At 38.4% G+C, this 18,109-nt stretch carries 20 protein-coding genes; 7 read left to right on the forward strand and 13 right to left on the reverse strand.

The features are described from left to right. The first annotated feature begins 82 nt into the window (after positions 1–82). Complete coding sequence (locus CC99x_RS07545) at positions 83–658, forward strand: hypothetical protein (protein ID WP_057625454.1); 576 nt, start codon at positions 83–85, stop codon at positions 656–658. Between the two features lie 49 nt (positions 659–707). Here the strand turns inward: CC99x_RS07545 and CC99x_RS07550 are convergent, their stop codons facing one another. From CC99x_RS07550 to pssA, 3 genes are all read right to left on the reverse strand, one after another. After that, positions 708–1,118, reverse strand: a complete 411-nt coding sequence (locus CC99x_RS07550) for a DNA polymerase III subunit psi (protein WP_057625455.1) — start codon at positions 1,116–1,118, stop codon at positions 708–710. 12 nt (positions 1,119–1,130) lie between these two features. Beyond that, on the reverse strand, positions 1,131–2,639 hold the full coding sequence (locus tag CC99x_RS07555; protein WP_057625456.1) for a 2-isopropylmalate synthase: 1,509 nt from the start codon (positions 2,637–2,639) through the stop codon (positions 1,131–1,133). 71 nt (positions 2,640–2,710) lie between these two features. Beyond that, complete coding sequence (gene pssA, locus CC99x_RS07560; protein WP_057625457.1) at positions 2,711–3,478, reverse strand: CDP-diacylglycerol--serine O-phosphatidyltransferase; 768 nt, start codon at positions 3,476–3,478, stop codon at positions 2,711–2,713. Between the two features lie 231 nt (positions 3,479–3,709). Here pssA and CC99x_RS07565 point away from each other — a divergent pair, with 231 nt between their 5' ends. The 3 genes from CC99x_RS07565 (at position 3,710) to CC99x_RS07575 (ending at position 6,028) form a co-directional block, all read left to right on the forward strand. Next, a complete protein-coding gene (locus CC99x_RS07565; RefSeq protein ID WP_057625458.1) occupies positions 3,710–4,030 on the forward strand; it encodes a DUF3579 domain-containing protein in 321 nt (106 codons plus the stop codon). Then, positions 4,008–4,421: a hypothetical protein gene (locus tag CC99x_RS07570; protein WP_057625459.1), complete on the forward strand. Its 414-nt coding sequence runs from the start codon at positions 4,008–4,010 to the stop codon at positions 4,419–4,421. The genes CC99x_RS07565 and CC99x_RS07570 overlap by 23 nt, the downstream gene beginning before the upstream one ends. Before the next feature lie 110 nt (positions 4,422–4,531). Continuing rightward, positions 4,532–6,028, forward strand: coding sequence for an FMN-binding glutamate synthase family protein (locus tag CC99x_RS07575; protein WP_057625488.1), 1,497 nt, complete (start codon positions 4,532–4,534; stop codon positions 6,026–6,028). A 13-nt stretch (positions 6,029–6,041) separates the two neighbouring features. On the opposite strand, the gene CC99x_RS07580 is transcribed toward CC99x_RS07575, so the two are convergent. The 5 genes from CC99x_RS07580 to gltX form a co-directional block, all read right to left on the reverse strand. Beyond that, entirely contained in the window at positions 6,042–6,749 is a 708-nt protein-coding gene (locus tag CC99x_RS07580) for a hypothetical protein (protein WP_141651941.1), read from the reverse strand. A gap of 129 nt (positions 6,750–6,878) precedes the next feature. Then, a complete protein-coding gene (dtd, locus tag CC99x_RS07585) occupies positions 6,879–7,340 on the reverse strand; it encodes a D-aminoacyl-tRNA deacylase (RefSeq protein WP_057625461.1) in 462 nt (153 codons plus the stop codon). Positions 7,341–7,350: 10 nt separating this feature from the next. After that, positions 7,351–7,503: a hypothetical protein gene (locus CC99x_RS07590; protein ID WP_158003238.1), complete on the reverse strand. Its 153-nt coding sequence runs from the start codon at positions 7,501–7,503 to the stop codon at positions 7,351–7,353. Beyond that, positions 7,500–8,879 carry a cysteine--tRNA ligase gene (cysS, locus tag CC99x_RS07595; protein ID WP_057625462.1) on the reverse strand — a complete coding sequence of 460 codons (1,380 nt, stop codon included), beginning with the start codon at positions 8,877–8,879 and terminating at the stop codon, positions 7,500–7,502. Before cysS ends, CC99x_RS07590 begins: the two co-directional genes overlap by 4 nt. 33 nt (positions 8,880–8,912) lie before the next feature. Then, positions 8,913–10,361: a glutamate--tRNA ligase gene (gene gltX / locus CC99x_RS07600; protein ID WP_057625463.1), complete on the reverse strand. Its 1,449-nt coding sequence runs from the start codon at positions 10,359–10,361 to the stop codon at positions 8,913–8,915. Between the two features lie 89 nt (positions 10,362–10,450). On the opposite strand from gltX, the gene CC99x_RS07605 reads away from it, so the two are divergent. Both CC99x_RS07605 and CC99x_RS07610 read left to right on the forward strand, forming a co-directional pair. Further along, positions 10,451–10,954, forward strand: coding sequence for a peptidylprolyl isomerase (locus CC99x_RS07605; RefSeq protein ID WP_057625464.1), 504 nt, complete (start codon positions 10,451–10,453; stop codon positions 10,952–10,954). Further along, on the forward strand, positions 10,941–11,675 hold the full coding sequence (locus tag CC99x_RS07610; RefSeq protein ID WP_057625465.1) for a UDP-2,3-diacylglucosamine diphosphatase: 735 nt from the start codon (positions 10,941–10,943) through the stop codon (positions 11,673–11,675). The genes CC99x_RS07605 and CC99x_RS07610 overlap by 14 nt, the downstream gene beginning before the upstream one ends. A 10-nt stretch (positions 11,676–11,685) precedes the next feature. Here CC99x_RS07610 and CC99x_RS07615 read toward each other — a convergent pair whose 3' ends face one another. Continuing rightward, a complete protein-coding gene (locus tag CC99x_RS07615) occupies positions 11,686–12,108 on the reverse strand; it encodes a hypothetical protein (RefSeq protein ID WP_057625466.1) in 423 nt (140 codons plus the stop codon). 104 nt (positions 12,109–12,212) lie between these two features. Further along, entirely contained in the window at positions 12,213–13,025 is an 813-nt protein-coding gene (locus tag CC99x_RS07620) for a ferritin-like domain-containing protein (protein WP_057625467.1), read from the reverse strand. 187 nt (positions 13,026–13,212) lie between these two features. Between CC99x_RS07620 and CC99x_RS07625 the strand changes: the two genes are divergently transcribed. After that, on the forward strand, positions 13,213–13,521 hold the full coding sequence (locus CC99x_RS07625; protein ID WP_057625468.1) for a hypothetical protein: 309 nt from the start codon (positions 13,213–13,215) through the stop codon (positions 13,519–13,521). Positions 13,522–13,571: 50 nt separating this feature from the next. Here the strand turns inward: CC99x_RS07625 and clpB are convergent, their stop codons facing one another. The 3 genes from clpB to rluD form a co-directional block, all read right to left on the reverse strand. Then, positions 13,572–16,136, reverse strand: a complete 2,565-nt coding sequence (clpB, locus tag CC99x_RS07630; RefSeq protein ID WP_057625469.1) for an ATP-dependent chaperone ClpB — start codon at positions 16,134–16,136, stop codon at positions 13,572–13,574. Positions 16,137–16,416: 280 nt separating this feature from the next. Further along, entirely contained in the window at positions 16,417–17,169 is a 753-nt protein-coding gene (pgeF, locus tag CC99x_RS07635) for a peptidoglycan editing factor PgeF (protein WP_057625470.1), read from the reverse strand. Next, on the reverse strand, positions 17,126–18,097 hold the full coding sequence (rluD, locus tag CC99x_RS07640; protein WP_057625471.1) for a 23S rRNA pseudouridine(1911/1915/1917) synthase RluD: 972 nt from the start codon (positions 18,095–18,097) through the stop codon (positions 17,126–17,128). Before rluD ends, pgeF begins: the two co-directional genes overlap by 44 nt. Between the last annotated feature and the right edge of the window lie 12 nt (positions 18,098–18,109).

Here is an 18,109-nt window from a genome sequence, read left to right on the forward strand (position 1 = left end):
TTCTCTTGATTATCTGTATCAGTACTTCTAACATGCTAAATCTATTTTTAGGTTGTATTAATTTTTAACACGGGGGTTGTTTGTGGCAACTTTAACCATTGAAATTCCAGATGATTTATATGATGAACTTAAAGAAACGGCTACAGAACTAAAGTCTAATCCCAGTGATGCGCTTATTCTTGCTTATAACCACTTTATGCAAACAGAAGTGGTTGATAACGCTGTAGAAGGAATGGAACGCAGCGCAATTTCAGATGAAAACTTAATTTCTTTCCCAGAACTTAAAGAAGAAGTGGATATTGATATCAATTTTCACCCGCTTGCAATGGAAGAATTAGAGTCTTTAGACGAAGAAGATCAAATTGAGCTTATTGGCCAATTGATAGAAAGACTCTCTCAAGACGATGAAGATTTAACAGATGATGTGGATTTAGTTTTAAATGAAACTGAAGCAGCGACCGTATTATTATCTTCATTTGATTTTGGTGACATTGTTTACCGTGTAAACGATGAATTCATCACCATTTACCACATTGCGCTCAGCGATGCCTTTGATGAAGAATTCGAGATGGATGAAGAACTCGATGATGAATTTGAAGAAATTGACGAGCTTGACGGCGAATTAGAATTTGAAGAAGACGAAGAAGACAAACACTAAAATTAAGACTAACTACTCACTCTTCTAAACCTATAAAAGAAATGAGTAGTTAAATTTTAAACTGTTTAATTCTATTCCAAGTCTCTCTCTTCAAAGCTGCATTATCATGTAGTAATTCTAGTGCAGGCAGCAATACTATCTTAGAATTGTTGTCTGCTCTGTCTCTCAGTAATTCTGCATCCCCACCAAAGCAAAGCCCACAAAGGGTTGGTTCCTCATTTACATTATCAAGCACTCTAGAAAAATCACCATACTGAATATTCTGTCTATCCCAAGACAATGCATTTAAAATATTCTCTAATAATTGCTGATTCTGTTGCTCAAGATTTGCATCTTGGTTTTTCCGATGCATCACCCAATATGGCTTAGAATCAGCGCCCTCTTCACATGATTGACGAGATACAAAGCATTCAATCTCCATTTCATCCAAACAATAGGCTTGTAAAATACTTAACTTCAATTTTTACCTCATTTAGAAAAGTTCATTTAAAGCATTTACATATGCTTTTATCGACGCATATACGATATCTGTATCTACCCCTTGACCATGAGCAATCTTGCCTTGTTTTTCTAAACGTATTTTCGCGGTACCTTGCGCCTCAACACCCTCATGTATTGCATTTAAGCTAAAAAACTGTAAATGTGCGCCACTGTGAATAATTTTTTCAATAGCCTTAAAAGCTGCATCAATTGGGCCATTACCTTCAGATGAAGCTTCTTTTTCAACCCCATGCACCCCTAAGACAACATTAATCTGTGCAGGGTGACCTAAACGACTCTTAATATGAATGTTTTGAATGGTTATTTTGTCTGCTTCTTTTTTGTTGCTATTTTTAAATAATCCAATTAAATCTTCATCGTAAATTTCATGCTTTTTATCTGCAAGCACTTTAAAATTTTCAAATAAACGGTTGAGATCTTCTTCCGATCGAAATGGATAGCCCAAAGACTCAAGGCGCGATTTAAAGGCATTGCGACCAGAATGCTTACCAAGCACCATACGATTGGTGTTCCAACCCACATCTTCTGCACGCATAATTTCATAAGTTTCTCGATTTTTTAGCACCCCATCTTGATGTATACCAGACTCATGTGCAAAGGCATTGATACCAACAATCGCTTTATTCGGCTGAACGGCAAAACCAGTCACCGCAGAAACTAATTTTGAGCAGGCAACAAGCTGATTACTTTGAATACGCGTATCACAAGGAAAAATGTCTTGTCGCGTACGAATCGCCATCACAATCTCTTCTAAGGATGCGTTTCCTGCGCGTTCACCCAATCCATTAATGGTACATTCTATCTGCCTGGCGCCATTTAACACACCCGACAAAGAGTTCGCAACCGCCAATCCTAAATCATTATGACAATGCGTAGAAAAAATAGCTTTATCCGCATTAGAAATATTTTCAATCAAATATTTCATGCGTTTACCAAACTGTTCAGGTAAATTATATCCAACTGTGTCTGGAATGTTGATAGTTGTTGCACCGGCCTCAATCACCGCTTCAATAATTTTACACAAGAAATCGTTTTCTGAACGTCCTGCATCTTCTGGCGAAAACTCAATATTATCTGTATATTTTCTCGCCATTTTAATCGAACGCACCGCTCTTTCTAATACCTCTTGCGGTTGCATACGCAGCTTTTTTTCCATATGAATCGGTGAGGTTGCAATAAAAATATGAATGCGTTTATTATTCGATGGCAGTAATGCTTCCGCTGCTCTTTGAATATCAGCCTCAACACAACGCGCCAAAGCACATACGGTAGATTCTTTTATGGATTGAGCAACGGCTTTTACTGCCTCAAAATCACCAGGGCTTGAGATAGGAAATCCAGCTTCAATCACATCTACTTTAAGCCGCTCCAAAGCTAGGGCTATAGTCACTTTTTCTTCTAGCGTCATGGACGCACCCGGGCTTTGTTCTCCATCCCTGAGCGTTGTATCAAAAATAATAAGTTTATCCTTGGAAACCATATGTCCTCACTTATTTTTATGTGCATTCAGAGCACAATACTGATCATCATGCTAACGCATACTACATTTTCTTATTTCGCTTTTCTTTTATCCTTCCAATGAACCCACTTTCTCTTTAAGGCTAATGCAGGACCCGATAATACATAAATTGCAAAAGCCCCCAATAATACTTGTGGCGGATCGATTGATATAAATACCAAAATAATCAAAGCCAACAATACCGCCATAAACGGCACTTTATCTTTTAGATTAATCTCTTTAAAACTATAGTAACGAATATTACTGACCATCAACGCGCCTGTTAAAATCGTAATAATCGCCGCTATAATACAGATCTTATGACCAGGCACGGCATACTCATGAGCAACCCATATCATACCGGCAATCAGTCCTGCTGCAGAAGGAGAAGGCAACCCACTAAAGTATCGTTTATCAGAATGATCCTGAATGTTAAATCGAGCCAAGCGCAATGCTGTCGCAGCCATATAGAAAAAGGCAGCTAACCAGCCAATTTTGCCCAGACTACTCAATCCCCAACTATAGGCCACCAATGAAGGGGCAACCCCAAAAGAAACAATGTCTGCCAAACTATCATATTCAGCACCAAAGCTACTTTGTGTATTTGTTAGTCTAGCAACTCTTCCATCTAAGCCGTCCATGACCATGGCTATAAAAATGGCTACGGCAGCGTGATCAAAATCACCTCGCATAGCAGCAACAATCGCATAAAAACCAGCAAATAAACCTGAAGTAGTAAACAGATTGGGCAATAAATAAATACCTTTGCTACGTGAATCAAGGCTGCCCTGTTTATGAGTATCAGATTCTATATCTTTCATTGTGATCATATTTCCTAATCAAAATACGATAATAGGTAAAAAGAACAGTATAAACCATCCTCCCTTTTACCACACCTTTAGCTCAAGCTTAAAAAGTTCAAAGAACAAAAATGATGTTAGTTAAACATCTTTTTATTTATACCGCATTATAATGAAAAATAAGATATAATAAAGTTAAAGTGTTGTTTTCAGGGAAGATTTAACAGCAATTTCAGGCGGACGAAATATTTCATGACTGAAGACAAAAAACCCAAAAAAATTATTATTGAAGGTGTGACGGAAGAAGGTAAAACCTTTCGCCCTAGTGATTGGGCAGAACGCGTCAGTGGCCAATTATCCACCTTTAAAAACCACCGCATATACTATTCGCCTATGCTACGCCCTTCTTATAGTAAGGGAAATCGCTGCGTCGTATTAGATCCTGCCTTAAAAGACACGAATCCTGAACTTTATAAACATATTCTTGATTTTGCAATTGCAAATAAACTAAAAATCTGTGGGGAAGAAGACGGGGATGAACAAGAAGACAATGAAAACAATCAAAAAACTTAGTATTGCCACTTTAATCGCATTTTTTTCTATAAACTGTTTTGCAGATGAGGTTGATCTCTCACAGAAATCAACACAAACACTCAAGGAATCTGACAAACAGCTTGAAGAATCGCTCAATCGTGAAGCGAAAATCCAAGAGCTGGTAAAAGAAAATGATTTGCTCAGCGACAAACAAAAACAGAAAGCAAAAAATGAGCAAAAAGAACGCGCTCGCAATGAAATCTTAAAAACAAACTGCACCCGTGCTAAAAGCCGTCTCGAAGATTTGATGACAAATGAACGGATATTGATCCAAAGCAAACAAGGTAAAACCCATGCTTTATCTCAAAAAGAAAAGCTGGATGAGATACAATCTACTGAAATTGCCATCAAAAAATATTGCACAAATTAATTTAACCCTCACCCGCCCTTTCAGGGCGCCCTCTCCCAATATTGGTAGAGGGAAAAATGTTCGCTTTGCGAACAAAGGAAATGGATTTTAAAGAAAAGGGAGCCACCTATATGTTGAGTGAATTGTCTAGTTTCATTCAGATAACCATAGATATTCTTTCTGGGATAATGGTGTTTCTTTTTCTAGGTGCTGCCATCACAGCAATATACATGTATATTGCTGATAAAATTCAAACTGAACAAGCCATTCGTCATAATTATCCACTGATTGGCAGATTTCGCTATTTTTTTGAAGAATTAGGCACTTTTTTTAGACAATATTTTTTCGCCTTTGATAGAGAAGAATTACCCTTCAATCGAGCCGATCGCAGCTGGGTTTATCGCGCAGCCAAAAATGTTGACACAACGCTCGCTTTTGGCTCAACACGCTCGCTCACCAGCGTTGGCACGGTACTCTTTGCAAACTGTACGTTTCCAACGCTCTCTACAGACGCGGTAGAACCCGGATCCGCAACAATTGGCCCCTTCTGCCGACACCCTTTCACAACAAAATCTTTCTTTAATATTTCTGCGATGAGCTATGGATCCATTTCTAGGCCTGCTATCTTAGCCCTCTCAAATGGCGCCCATACCGCAGGTTGTTGGTTAAATACGGGTGAAGGTGGTCTGTCCCCCTATCACCTGGAAGGCGGCTGCGATATTGTTTTTCAAATTGGTACTGCAAAATACGGTGCTCGAGAACTTGATGGTTCTTTATCCGACACCAAGTTAAAAGAACTCTCTAATATTCCACAAATTAGAATGTTTGAGTTAAAGCTATCGCAAGGTGCAAAACCTGGCAAAGGCGGAATTTTACCGGCTAAAAAAGTAAATCCAGAAATCGCCAGCATCCGAGGTATTCCTGTATGGCATGACTCCATTAGCCCCAATAGACATACTGACATTAACAGCAATCAAGACTTATTAAAAATTCTTGATCACATTAGAGAAGTGACGGGCAAACCTGTTGGCTTTAAATTGGTCATTGGTAATCAAGAATGGATTGAAGAATTCTGTCTCGATATTATTGAGTTTGGCATTGAAAAAGCCCCAGATTTTATAACAATTGACAGTGCAGATGGTGGCTCGGGTGCAGCGCCACAACCTCTTATGGATTATGTGGGTTTAGTAATCAGAGAAAGCTTGCCTATCGTGACAGATGCATTAATCAAGCATAATTTAAAGGAAAGAATAAAAATCATTGCTTCTGGCAAGCTGATTACGCCTTCAGATGTTGCTTGGGCACTGGCTACTGGTGCAGACTTTGTTCAAACAGCAAGAGGGTTTATGTTTGCTCTGGGCTGCATTCAAGCATTACAATGCAATAAAGATACCTGCCCAACAGGCGTCACTACTCATAATAAACGCTTACAAAAAGGCTTAGATCCTCTCAAAAAAGCAGTACGTGTTGCAAATTACCACATGAATATGACACATGACGTTGGTATGATTGCACATAGCTGTGGTGTTGCTGAACCCAGAATGCTCACACGTGAACATGTGAGGATCGTAAATGAAAAAGGCATATCTATACCTTACACTGAGTATTTAAAAGAAAATAAGCTTTAGTTTAGAGTAATGTTTAAAGCTTTGATGTATTTGGACTTCTGCGAGAACTTGGGATTGGGCTTGCATTTAGAGTCCTATTCTCTAGTATGGATTCTTCTTCAACCTCACCTACTGGCACAATCTGGTCATCATCTGTCAAGAAAGAAGAAGATGTTGCAGCAGATGTAATGGTAGAAAATTGCGTGAGAATCCTAGGGTCAGATGAATCTATAGACATATCCACATAGAGCTGCGGAACTCTTTGGTTTTCTTTTTCTTCGGCGGCTTCTAATAATTGGTTAATTTTTACAAGCAATTTATCTTTTAAGATAATTCTAGAATGATAATTTTCTGGAAACGAGGAAAGATAGTCTATTTTATTAGAACATATTTGTACATTATAACAAGCCAATAATTTGGAGCTATTTTGCAAAGCAAGATTTAGACTCCCAACAGTCGAACTATAAGTAATAAAACTTGCGTTATTGAAAGTTGTTCTTAATCTTTGATATAAATCATTACAAAATATATCTGAACCACCTAAACCATAATTTGACTCAAAAATAACACACGCCATATCCTGTGGGGAAATATTTGCACACTGCGCCATTACAGAATGATACAGCGTATTTTGAGCAGCTTGATATTGAATTGCACGATCTATTTCAATAGGAGATACAACGATTAGATTTACATTAGGAACTTTAGCAGTTATTAGTTTATTAAGAACCAAACTATCCATTTTACGATGCAAGAATACAAGGATTGATTTCATAATGTTAATGCCATACTGCCATATATTAGTTTAAATGCAAACTAATATAGCGCCTTTCATATACGAAAAACAACTTAATAGCGCCAAATACACAAATTAAGCAGACAAACTGCTCAACACAAAAGTAGCTGGCCCATCATTTACCAACCCCACCTCCATTTTTGCGCCAAAAACACCCGTTTTAACTTTAGAATATTGCCCACTCAGATACTGGATAAAATACTCGTATAGCGGTAAGGCCTCTTTAGGATCTGCTGCCTTAGAAAATGAAGGTCGCAAACCTTTATGCGTATCTGCCACTAAAGTGAATTGAGACACAATCAATAATTCACCAGAAGTTTGCATCACATTCAAATTCATCAGATCTTTTTCATCAACGAAAATACGATACGCTAAAATTTTATCTGCTAAACGCGCTATTTCTGTTTTTACTAATGGGTTTTGAGCATCATTTTTATCAATCCCTAAAAAAACAAGCAGCCCTTTCTCGATACGATTAAAACGCTTACCCTCAATCCATACTTCAGCCATACTCACACGCTGTAACAAAGCAATCATATTATACCCTTCACAGATGAATCTTAGCCGTAAAGGGCACAATGTCGGTGTTGTTGTTAGCTTCACGTATCTCACAATAGCCATGTATTTTGTATACACTCCTATTGCTCGAACACTTACCGCCTAACCAGCGAATCATCTGTTGTGGGTATAAACGGCTCATAGTTTGCGCCACGTTGAACCTTTCTCTGAATCTTCTATGGCTATGCCCATTTCCGTTAATTGCGTGCGGATCTGATCGGCCTTAGCCCAATTTTTCTCTGCACGAGCTTGAATTCGCTCTGCAATTAATAACTCAATGGCATCATTTTCTTGATTATCACCTTTGAAAAAAAGCTCAACGTCTTTATCCAAAATACCTAATATTTCCCCTAAAGATAATAAGATATTAGCAAGTTCATTCGCAGCAACCATATCTTTTTCTGTTTTAGCAATATTAATCTTATTTGCCAAATCAAACATCACAGCTAAAGCTTGTGGTGTATTAAAGTCATCATTCATTGCTTGAAAGAATTTTTCTTTCCAAGGATTATCTTTCGCAGGAGAAGTTTTATTAAGATCTAAGCCTTTCAAGGCCGTGTATAAGCGTCCTATTGATTGTTTCGCTTGATCCAAATTTTCAACAGAATAGTTAACAGGGCTTCTGTAATGGCTTGAAATGAGAAAATATCGAACAACCTCTGCATCATACTGAGCTAATACTTCACGAATGGTGAAAAAATTGCCTAAAGACTTTGACATTTTCTCTTTAGAAACTTGTACAAAACCAACATGCATCCAATGATTAACAAAGGTTTTGTGTGTGGCTGATTCAGATTGTGCCCGTTCATTTTCATGATGAGGGAAAACCAAATCAGCACCACCGCCATGGATATCAAAGTGATCCCCCAAGCAATCCGTTGACATGGCAGAGCACTCAATATGCCAACCAGGTCGCCCCTCTCCCCAAGGTGAAGCCCAACTTGGCTCATTGGCTTTTGATTTTTTCCACAATACAAAGTCCAACGGTGATCGCTTTGCTTCTTGCACATCAACACGTGCACCCACCATTAATTCGTCAATATTTTTATGCGAAAGCTCACCATAGGATTTATATTTTTGTACAGCAAAATAAACATCGCCATTCTCTGCCTGATAAGCAAGTCCATTGTCTTGAATGGCTTGAACCATACTGATAATTTTATCCATATAATGGGTGGCTCTAGGCTCTTGATTAGGGCGAATTACATTCAATTTTGCTTCATCTTCCTGCATGTATTGAATGAATCTTTCCGTCAGTTCTGTGATGGATTCATTATTTTCAAGTCCGCGTTTAATGATCTTATCATCGATATCTGTGATGTTTCGAACATAAGTTACGTCCCAACCACTTGCTCTTAAAAAGCGTGTTATCACATCAAAAGAAACAAATACTCTGGCATGCCCAATGTGGCAATAATCATAAACAGTAATCCCACACACATATAAGTGAATTTTTCCTGGATGAATAGCTTTAAACTCTTCTTTTTTTTGTGTGAAGGTATTATAAATTTGTAGCATGCCAACAGGTCCTTAGAATTCTTAATTTTTATATTAGCCCATGAATTGTTGTCTAATCATAAATTTTCTCTGAGCCAATTCCACACGCTGGATCAAAGCATCTTTACCAAGAAAATCAAATATTTTTTGCAATTCAGGGCCATGCGTTTCACCAGTGAAAATTGCACGCAATGGCATGAAAAGTGCTTTGCCATTAAAGCCTTCTTTTTTCAAAGCCTCTATTAATGCTGAATAGGAAATTGCATCAGTTTTTAAATAATCTTTAAGGCAAGTCCAAAATTTAGTATCTATTTTAGACAAGTAACCTTTTGCTTCCTGAGAATATTCCAGTGAATCCTGATTGTTCAGTCTTTGACTCCAAAATTCCACATCTTTAGGAAAACTAATATTACCTTTTACAACATCCAAAAGCTTCTCCGCTTGTTGCACATGAACATTGTTTTTTTCTAGCCATTCTATCTGTGTAGCTATATCTGCTTTTTCCACTGCAATTTTTTGCCAATTGTTTAATTGCATTTCATCATATCTAGCCGCACTTTTATTGATATTGCCTAAAGCAAAGGCTTTACCAAGCTCATCTAAGCTTAAATAGCTATTATCTGTAATGTTATGACCTAAACGCGCAAGATAATTTAAAATAGCCAACTGCAAATAACCACCATCTCTCAGCTCTCTAATAGAATGAGAACCATTTCGCTTAGACAATGGCTTGCCATCAAAACCTAAAATCAATGCCATATGGGCATAATGAGGCGCTTTCAAACCCAAGGCTTGCAAAATAATCAACTGTCTTGGCGTGTTGGTCAGGTGATCTTCACCACGCAAGACATGCGTTACTTCCATTAATGCATCGTCAACCGCATTACAAAACATGAACGAAGCGGAGCCATCTTGTTTCTGAATAATAAAATCACCTAGATCGGCGCAATTGAACAATTTAGGACCTTGAATAAGGTCATTGAAGCGAATCTCTCCTGCATCAGCAACTTTAAAACGTAAAGCAGGCTTAATGCCCAATGCTTGTTTTTTCGCAATTTGAGATTCTGTTAAATGGCGACAAGTGCCGGCATATCGCGGTGCAGCTCCTGCTTGCAACTGTGCCTTACGCTGTAAGCTCAACTCAGCTTCTGTGCAATAACACCAAAAAGCATCTCCCTGCTTGAGGAGCTGCTGATAATAAGTTTCGTAAATTTCACCTCGTTGAGATTGAAAATATTCGCCGGTTGATTCACCCGCCTTTGGACCTTCTTCCCAATCCATACCCAGCCAATGTAAATCATTGATCAATGCTTGCGTATATTCATCTTTAGAACGCGCAGCATCTGTGTCCTCAATTCTTAGCAAAAAGGCACTCTTCTCACCTGCTGCCTGTTGAGATTTAGCAAATAAGTAACTAAAGAGTGCAGTACGTAAATTTCCTAAATGCATAAGCCCTGTTGGACTTGGGGTAAAGCGCGAACGAATAGTAACTTTGTTAGTCATCTAATTATCTCTTTAAGATTTATAGCGGTTAAAGCTCAATCATGGTACCCTACGGGCACCTTTTTAACAGCCTATGAGAATACGAAACAATGATTATACTCCATACCAATTTAGGAGACATCCACCTAGAATTGTATCCTGAAAAAGCACCCAAAACAGTGCAAAACTTTATGCAGTATGCCAAAGATGGTTTTTATAATAAAACTATTTTTCATCGTGTCATCAAAGGATTTATGATCCAAGGTGGCGGCTTTGCCACTGATTTAGATGAAAAGTCACCCCAAAATGGCAAAATTAGCAATGAAGCGAAAAATGGCCTCAGCAACCAAAAAGGTAGCATTGCCATGGCACGAACCAGTGAGCCACATTCAGCACAATCACAATTCTTTATCAATCTCGCTAATAATGAATTTTTAGATCACAAATCTGAGTCTATGGAAGGCTGGGGCTATTGCGTTTTTGGTAAAGTAACTCAGGGTATGGACATTGTAGAACTGATTGGCAAAGCTAAAACCGGCAGCCGTGGTTATCATGATGATGTTCCGCTAGAAGAAATCACCATCGATTCGGTTGAAGTGCTTGACGCTCAGTAAAAATCACACCCTCTTTGTTTCAGATGTTCACTTATCTGAAAATAAGCCTGAGCTTACAGCGCTTTTTCTTAAATTTATTAATGAAAAGGCACTATTTGCTCAGGAGTTATATATTTTAGGCGATCTCTTTGATGTATGGCTTGGCGATGATTTAATTGGTAATTTTGAACACGAGATTGCCACAGCCTTAGAGACATTAGCAAATGCAGGTGTTAAGACTTATTTTTTAGCAGGTAACCGAGATTTTTTTGTTGGTGAAAAATTTCTCAAGCTTGCCAAAATTACCGCGCTTAAAGATCCCTGCGAAATTTCCATATTCGGCTACTCTCTATTATTAACGCACGGCGATCTGCTATGCACGGATGATAAGCTTTATCAGCGTTATCGATCTTTTGTACAAAATCCACTTTCAAGAAAAATTTTTCTCCGCTTTCCAATACAATTTCGTAAATTAATTGCACGTAAATTACGTTCGCGCAGCAAACAATACCAACAGCGACAACCTATTGCAAAGTTAGATGTCACTGAAGAAGGTGTGCAAAAAATACTCGCGCAAAAACAAGCGAATGTAATCATTCATGGTCATGTTCATCGTGCAAATACCATTAACCATAATGTTAATGGTCGAGTAATCACTCGCTATGTACTGGGCACATGGCATCATACAGGTAGTTATATTGTGTTGGATACTCAATCAGTTGAAATAAAAGTCTTTCAATAAACTTAAGCGATTAGACATTCGCTAATGCTGGCGTTTGTATACCCTTCACAGATGAATCTTCGGTGTTGTTGGCTTCGCGTATCTCACAATAGTCATGTATTTTGTATACACTCCTATTGCTCGAACACTCGCCGCCTAACCGATGAACTATCTGTTGTGGGTATAGATTGCTTATTTTATTTTCAGTTACTGGCTTGAATTGATTCCCTTCGCGCTGATAATTAATAATATAAATACTTTCATAACCTGTTCCTAATTTGGTTGAATTATTAAAGTATTGATACAGTACAGCACAAAGAATAAATCCAAATAGCAAGTAAATGAAATTTCTCGAAATTATCTTTGCTTTCGCGGAAAACAGTTGACTTTCATAAAGTGGGTTTCTACGTTCGTAGTGAGATAGATAATCAGTTCGGATTTTTTGTTGGCTCATACGCTTTCCTTGTCGTTTATTTTAATAATAGCGCCGGCCAAAACTCTCTTCAACTGTACATATTATTCTTTATCTTTTCATTTTTAACAAGAATTTATTATTATTTATAATGATTCAAAACGATAACCCTCAATATAATCAAGCTCATCTGCAAAAAAACCAGCTTGCATTCTTGCCGCGATATTGTATGGTCCTCTTAAATAATCAGCTGCATGTTTTTGCACTAATACTTTAAATGTTTGCAAGGCATCAAGCTGTCTTTCTTTGCACAAAAAATGATACCAATGATTTCCAATCTGGACATGATTTTTTTCATCATGAAAAATAATTTTCAAAATAGATGCGCCAATTTTATCACCTGATTTTTCAAGTTTCTCTGCCATAAAAGGTGCGACATCTAAACCACGTGCCTCTAATAATCGTGGCACACAAGCCATACGTGCCAATACATCATAAGATGTATCAATTGCCATTTGCCATAGACCATCATGCACAGAAAAATCACCGTAAGCATATCCCATATTTGCTAAATGTTGATTCAATAAATGAAAATGATAAGCTTCTTCTGCAGCAACACCTAACCAATCAACATAATATTGCTCAGGCATAGTTTCAAATCTGCATAAAGCATCTAATGCTAAATTAATGGCATTAAACTCAATATGACAAACTGCATGAATCATAGAAGCACGTCCTTGCGAACTCCCGACACGTCTTGCTTTGAGTGCGTTGGGGTTTACCCAGCTTAAATTAGACGGAAAACCAACCTCATTTATACAAAAAGAATGTGATCGCTGAAAAGTGATCTGCTCGAAGAGAAATGCATTATATAATTCTCGAATGCAGTATATTTTTTCTTCAGGATCTTGCAAAGCAAGAACATGATTTGCTCTGTCAAATAAAGAGTTCAGATTCATTCATTGTTACTCAATAGATTATATTAAACGGTAATATTAAATGACTTATCACCAAACTGCTAGCACATAGGTCAGAAGATTAAGTCTTGAGACAATCTGTTGTAGCTACAACTCATAATTATATTGGGAACTCTTTCAGACAAACCCAAGTCATTTAGGTAATGAATAATTAGGAGTCTTAAAAGCCATGACTGCCCCTACCCCCGAAGAAATTGAAGCCGTTGGAGATGCATTAATCACACTAACGCACACCGAGTATTCAGAAGAACAGCTGGATGAAATGAATCATTTTTTAAAAAGCTATACTGAAGACTATGCAAAAGAAAGTATAACCACTTTATTTGAAAAAGAAGATAAGTGTTTAGAAGCATTAGAAACACTTCATATTTTTGTTGAAAAATACCATAGCCATGGAGAAATATATCATGAATTAAAGATGGAAATGGATGAGGTTGCTTTTTACATCAATGAAGAGCCAGGTTCCATTTTTCTGTAGAACCTAGCTCTTATCTCATTACATCCTTGTGAGTTTTTTTATAAATTTACTTAAGATAAAACAAGCTCATCGTTCTTTACATGCACACGTATCACACTGCCTGCTTGATAATCTCCTCGCAAAATAGCTTGTGAAAGCGGATTTTCTAGATACTGTCTTAAGGCACGACGCAAAGGTCTTGCACCATATAGTGGGTCATAGCCAATATGTGCAAGCTTATCTAAGGCATCTTCTTCTACCTCAAGCGATAAACCTATTTCTTGTAAACGTTCTCGTATCTCTGCCAATTGTATTTTTAAAATGTCATGAATATGCGTTTGATTCAATGCATGGAATACAATAGTTTCATCAATACGATTAATGAATTCTGGTTTAAAATAATCGCCTAATAAACCTGTCACTTCCTTTTTCATTTCTTCATAAGGCTGACCAGACATGACTTGGATACGTTCTGCACCAATATTAGAGGTCATGACAATAACACAGTTTCTAAAATCAACGGTTCTACCTTGCGAATCAGTTAAACGTCCTTCATCAAGTAATTGCAGTAAAATATTGAAAACATCAACATGTGCTTTCTCAATTTCATCTAACAAAATAATACTATAGGGTCTGCGTCTTACCGCTTCGGTTAAATAACCTCCCTCTTCATATCCAACATACCCCGGAGGTGCACCAATTAAGCGCGATACAGAATGTTTCTCCATAAATTCAGACATATCAATCCGCACTAAAGCTGATTGCGTATCAAATAAAAACTCTGCCAATGATTTACACAATGCCGTCTTACCAACCCCCGTTGGCCCTAAAAACAAAAATGAACCCACAGGTGTATGCGGAGAAGCAAGACCTGCCCGAGAGCGCCGTATTGCATTGGCAATGGCACTGATGGCTTCTTTTTGTCCGACAATATTTTTAGCTATTTCTTCTTCCATTCTGAGCAATTTTTGTTTTTCGCCTTCCAGCATTCTGCTAACAGGTATGCCAGTCCATTTAGCAACAACCTCAGCAATTTCTTCTTCTCCTACTTTGTTACGCAATAAGGTAGCACCCTGTGCTTCTACTTCACTGGCCTTTTGTAATTGCTTTTCAAGTTCAGGAATTTTACCGTATTGTAACTCTGACATACGACCTAAATCACCGGCACGTCTTGCGGCTTCATAATCATTTCTCGCTCTTTCCAAAGCTTCCTTAATATTTTTCGCACCATGTAATGTTGCTTTTTCTGCTTGCCAAACTTCTTCTAAATCAGCATATTCCTTCTCAATACGATGAATATCCTGCTCCAAGTTTTTCAATCTTTCTTTGGATGCTTGGTCTTGCTCTTTTTTAAGCGCCTCGCGCTCCATTTTGTACTGAATCAATTTGCGTTCAAGTTTGTCCAAAGGTTCAGGCTTTGAATCAATCGCCATACGAATGCGGCTAGCGGCCTCATCAATTAAGTCAATGGCTTTATCTGGTAACTGTCTATCCGTAATATAACGTTGTGACAAATTGGCTGCGGCTATGATAGCTGGATCCGTTATTTCCACACCATGATGAATTTCATAGCGCTCTTTTAAGCCACGCAAAATTGCAATGGTGTCTTCAATGGATGGCTGCCCAACAAAAACTTTTTGAAATCGTCTCTCAAGTGCTGCATCTTTTTCAATGAACTTACGATATTCATCTAATGTAGTCGCACCCACGCAATGTAATTCGCCTCTGGCAAGTGCTGGCTTTAACATATTACCGGCGTCCATTGCACCTTCTGCCTTACCTGCGCCAACCATTGTGTGAATCTCATCAATAAAGAGAATGATCTCACCTTCTTGCTTTGAGAGATCTTTTAATACTCCCTTTAAACGCTCTTCAAATTCACCTCTAAATTTTGCGCCTGCAATCAACGCCCCCATGTCCAGCATTAAAACGCGTTTGCCTTTTAAACCTTCAGGTACTTCATGATTCACGATGCGTTGCGCCAAACCTTCTGCAATAGCCGTTTTACCAACCCCTGGCTCACCGATTAATACAGGATTGTTCTTAGTACGACGCTGTAGAACCTGAATTGTTCGTCGTATTTCTTCATCACGGCCAATGACAGGATCTAATTTTCCTTGCTCCGCACGTTCTGTCAGATCAATGGTAAATTTTTCTAATGCCTGCCTTTGATTTTCAGCATTTTCATCATTAACGGCTTCGCCACCTCGTGTTTCATCAATGGCTTGCGTTAGTTTTTCTTTGCTCGTACCTGCGTTTTTTAATATTTTTGCAGCACTATCGCTACTGTCAATGAGGGCAAGCAAAAACAATTCACTTGCAATGAAACTATCTTTTTTGGCTTTGGCTAATTTCTCTGCTTGTAGCAGTAACTTATGTAATTCAGGAGAAAGTCTTGGATCTTCAGCACCCTCTTGCAATACTGAAAGCTGATCCAGTGCCTGACTGACATCTGAACGTAACTTATCAATATTCACACCCGCTTTTTGCAAAATAGGTCGTGCGGTGCCCCCAGATTGATCGAGCATTGCTGATAATAAATGAATAGGTTCAATCAATGAATGTGAGCGGTTAACGGCTAATGAATGTGATTCATTGATGGCTTGTTGAAATTTATTGGTTAACTTGTCTAACATGCATATTTCCTTAGATTATATTCATTACATGTCAACTTTAAGCGCTCTTGTTGTAATCTGAGACGCGCAAGTGAGCCTTTTTAAGAAAGCCCACCGCTGTAAAATCTAAACCCCAAGTGCTCTGACATATATTCTTGATTACATAATGGGGATTCACAATCAAAATTAAAGAGCTATATACCCGCAAGGTGCACAATGTAGGGTAGGCGAGCAACCTTCATGTATATATTATATTAGTACATGAAGGTTGCGAGATAACAAAGACAACACCCCTTAAAGTTTATGGGCGAAGACTAGGAGATAATGTAATAACAGTTGCCATACGCCCTGTTATTTTTTCCTTTCGATAAGAATAAAAATGCTTTGTATCTGTGTAGGTACAGTAATCCCCACCAAAAATATGATCAATCCCTAATTTATAAAGTCTTATTTTGGCAAGGGCATAAATATCTGCAAGCCATTTACCCGGCCTTTTCAATCGTTCAAAGGCTTGGTTTGCAGCATAATCTTGTTGTACAAATAAATCATAGACATCTCTACCCACTTCAAAAGCACGAGGTCCAATTGCAGGGCCAAACCAAGCGAGCAACTCACCATTGGCATGAGGTTTAATTTGTTCAATCGCACGCTCAATAATGCCTTTAGCAATGCCTTGCCATCCACAATGAATAGCAGCAACTAAGCTACCAGCCGTATCACATAAGAGTAAGGGTAAACAATCCGCAGTCATGACAATGCAAGAAAGTCCTGCTTTTCGTGTCCAAATACCATCTGCATCTAGATAGTTTGCATTGGGTCTGGTTAATTCAATTACGCGATCACTGTGCGTTTGATTTAACCATGTTAATTTAGGGTTCAAATTGAATTTTTGTTGTAATCTCAAACGATTGAGTGTCACATTCACGACGTCTTCACCAACATGATGCGCTAAATTGCATTTATCGTATGGTTTACGGCTTAAGCCCATTTCTCGCGTTGTAGTAAAAGCGCTAACCCAATTCGGAGCTGGCCAATTTGGTGTGATGACATTCATCTCCTAACTCCTTAAGCATTGTTTTTATATCTTCTGGAATGGGAAGCTCCCACGCCATGGCTTCTTGTGTTGCTGGATGTGTTAGTCCTAAATAATAAGCATGTAAAGCCGGTCTTGGAAAGGCTTTAATTTTATTTCTGAGATCTTCGCTTAGATTAGGCGCCAATATGCCTCTGGCTTTATAGAGTGGATCACCAATGAGTGGATGACCAACATGTGAAAAATGCACGCGAATTTGGTGTGTTCTGCCTGTTTCTAATTTAACATTGAGCAGCGTATACCCCTTGAAGCGCTTAGCTACTTTGTAATGAGTAACAGCGGGTTTACCGTTGCCTGCAACTGTCATTTTAAGACGATTTTGTCGACTACGCCCCATAGGATAAGAAAGGGTTCCACCGCTGATCAATTCGCCTTTTACCAAAGCATAGTAATGTCGACTTAATTTTCTATCTTTTAAATCGGCAACAAGCTGATGGTAGGCAAGCTGACTTCTTGCTACAACCATGAGACCTGTCGTGTCTTTATCTAAACGATGAACAATGCCTGCGCGTGGCAATAGTTTTAATTCAGGATAATGAAACAACAGTGCATTAAGCAAAGTTCCTTCCCAATTCCCTGCGCCTGGGTGTACGACACAGCCTTTGGGCTTATGGATAACGATAATGTCTTCATCCGCATAGACAACATTGATGGGCAAATCTTCGGCTTTGTCACTCAATTCAGTTAGCTGAGATTTTATAAAAATTTTTTCAGCGCCTGCAACTTTTTGCTTTGGCATGGCAGAAGCACCATCTACCAAGACATCTCCTGCGCGAATCCAGTCGGTGATCTTTGAGCGAGAGTGTTCAGGAAAACATTTGGCCAGTGCCGCATCTAATCGCATGCCTTTGAAATCTATAGGTATTTCTGTTTCAAGCTGAATTTTCATTTAAAGTTACTT

Origin of the sequence: Candidatus Berkiella cookevillensis (assembly GCF_001431315.2) — a bacterium.
Taxonomy (GTDB): domain Bacteria; phylum Pseudomonadota; class Gammaproteobacteria; order Berkiellales; family Berkiellaceae; genus Berkiella_A; species Berkiella_A cookevillensis.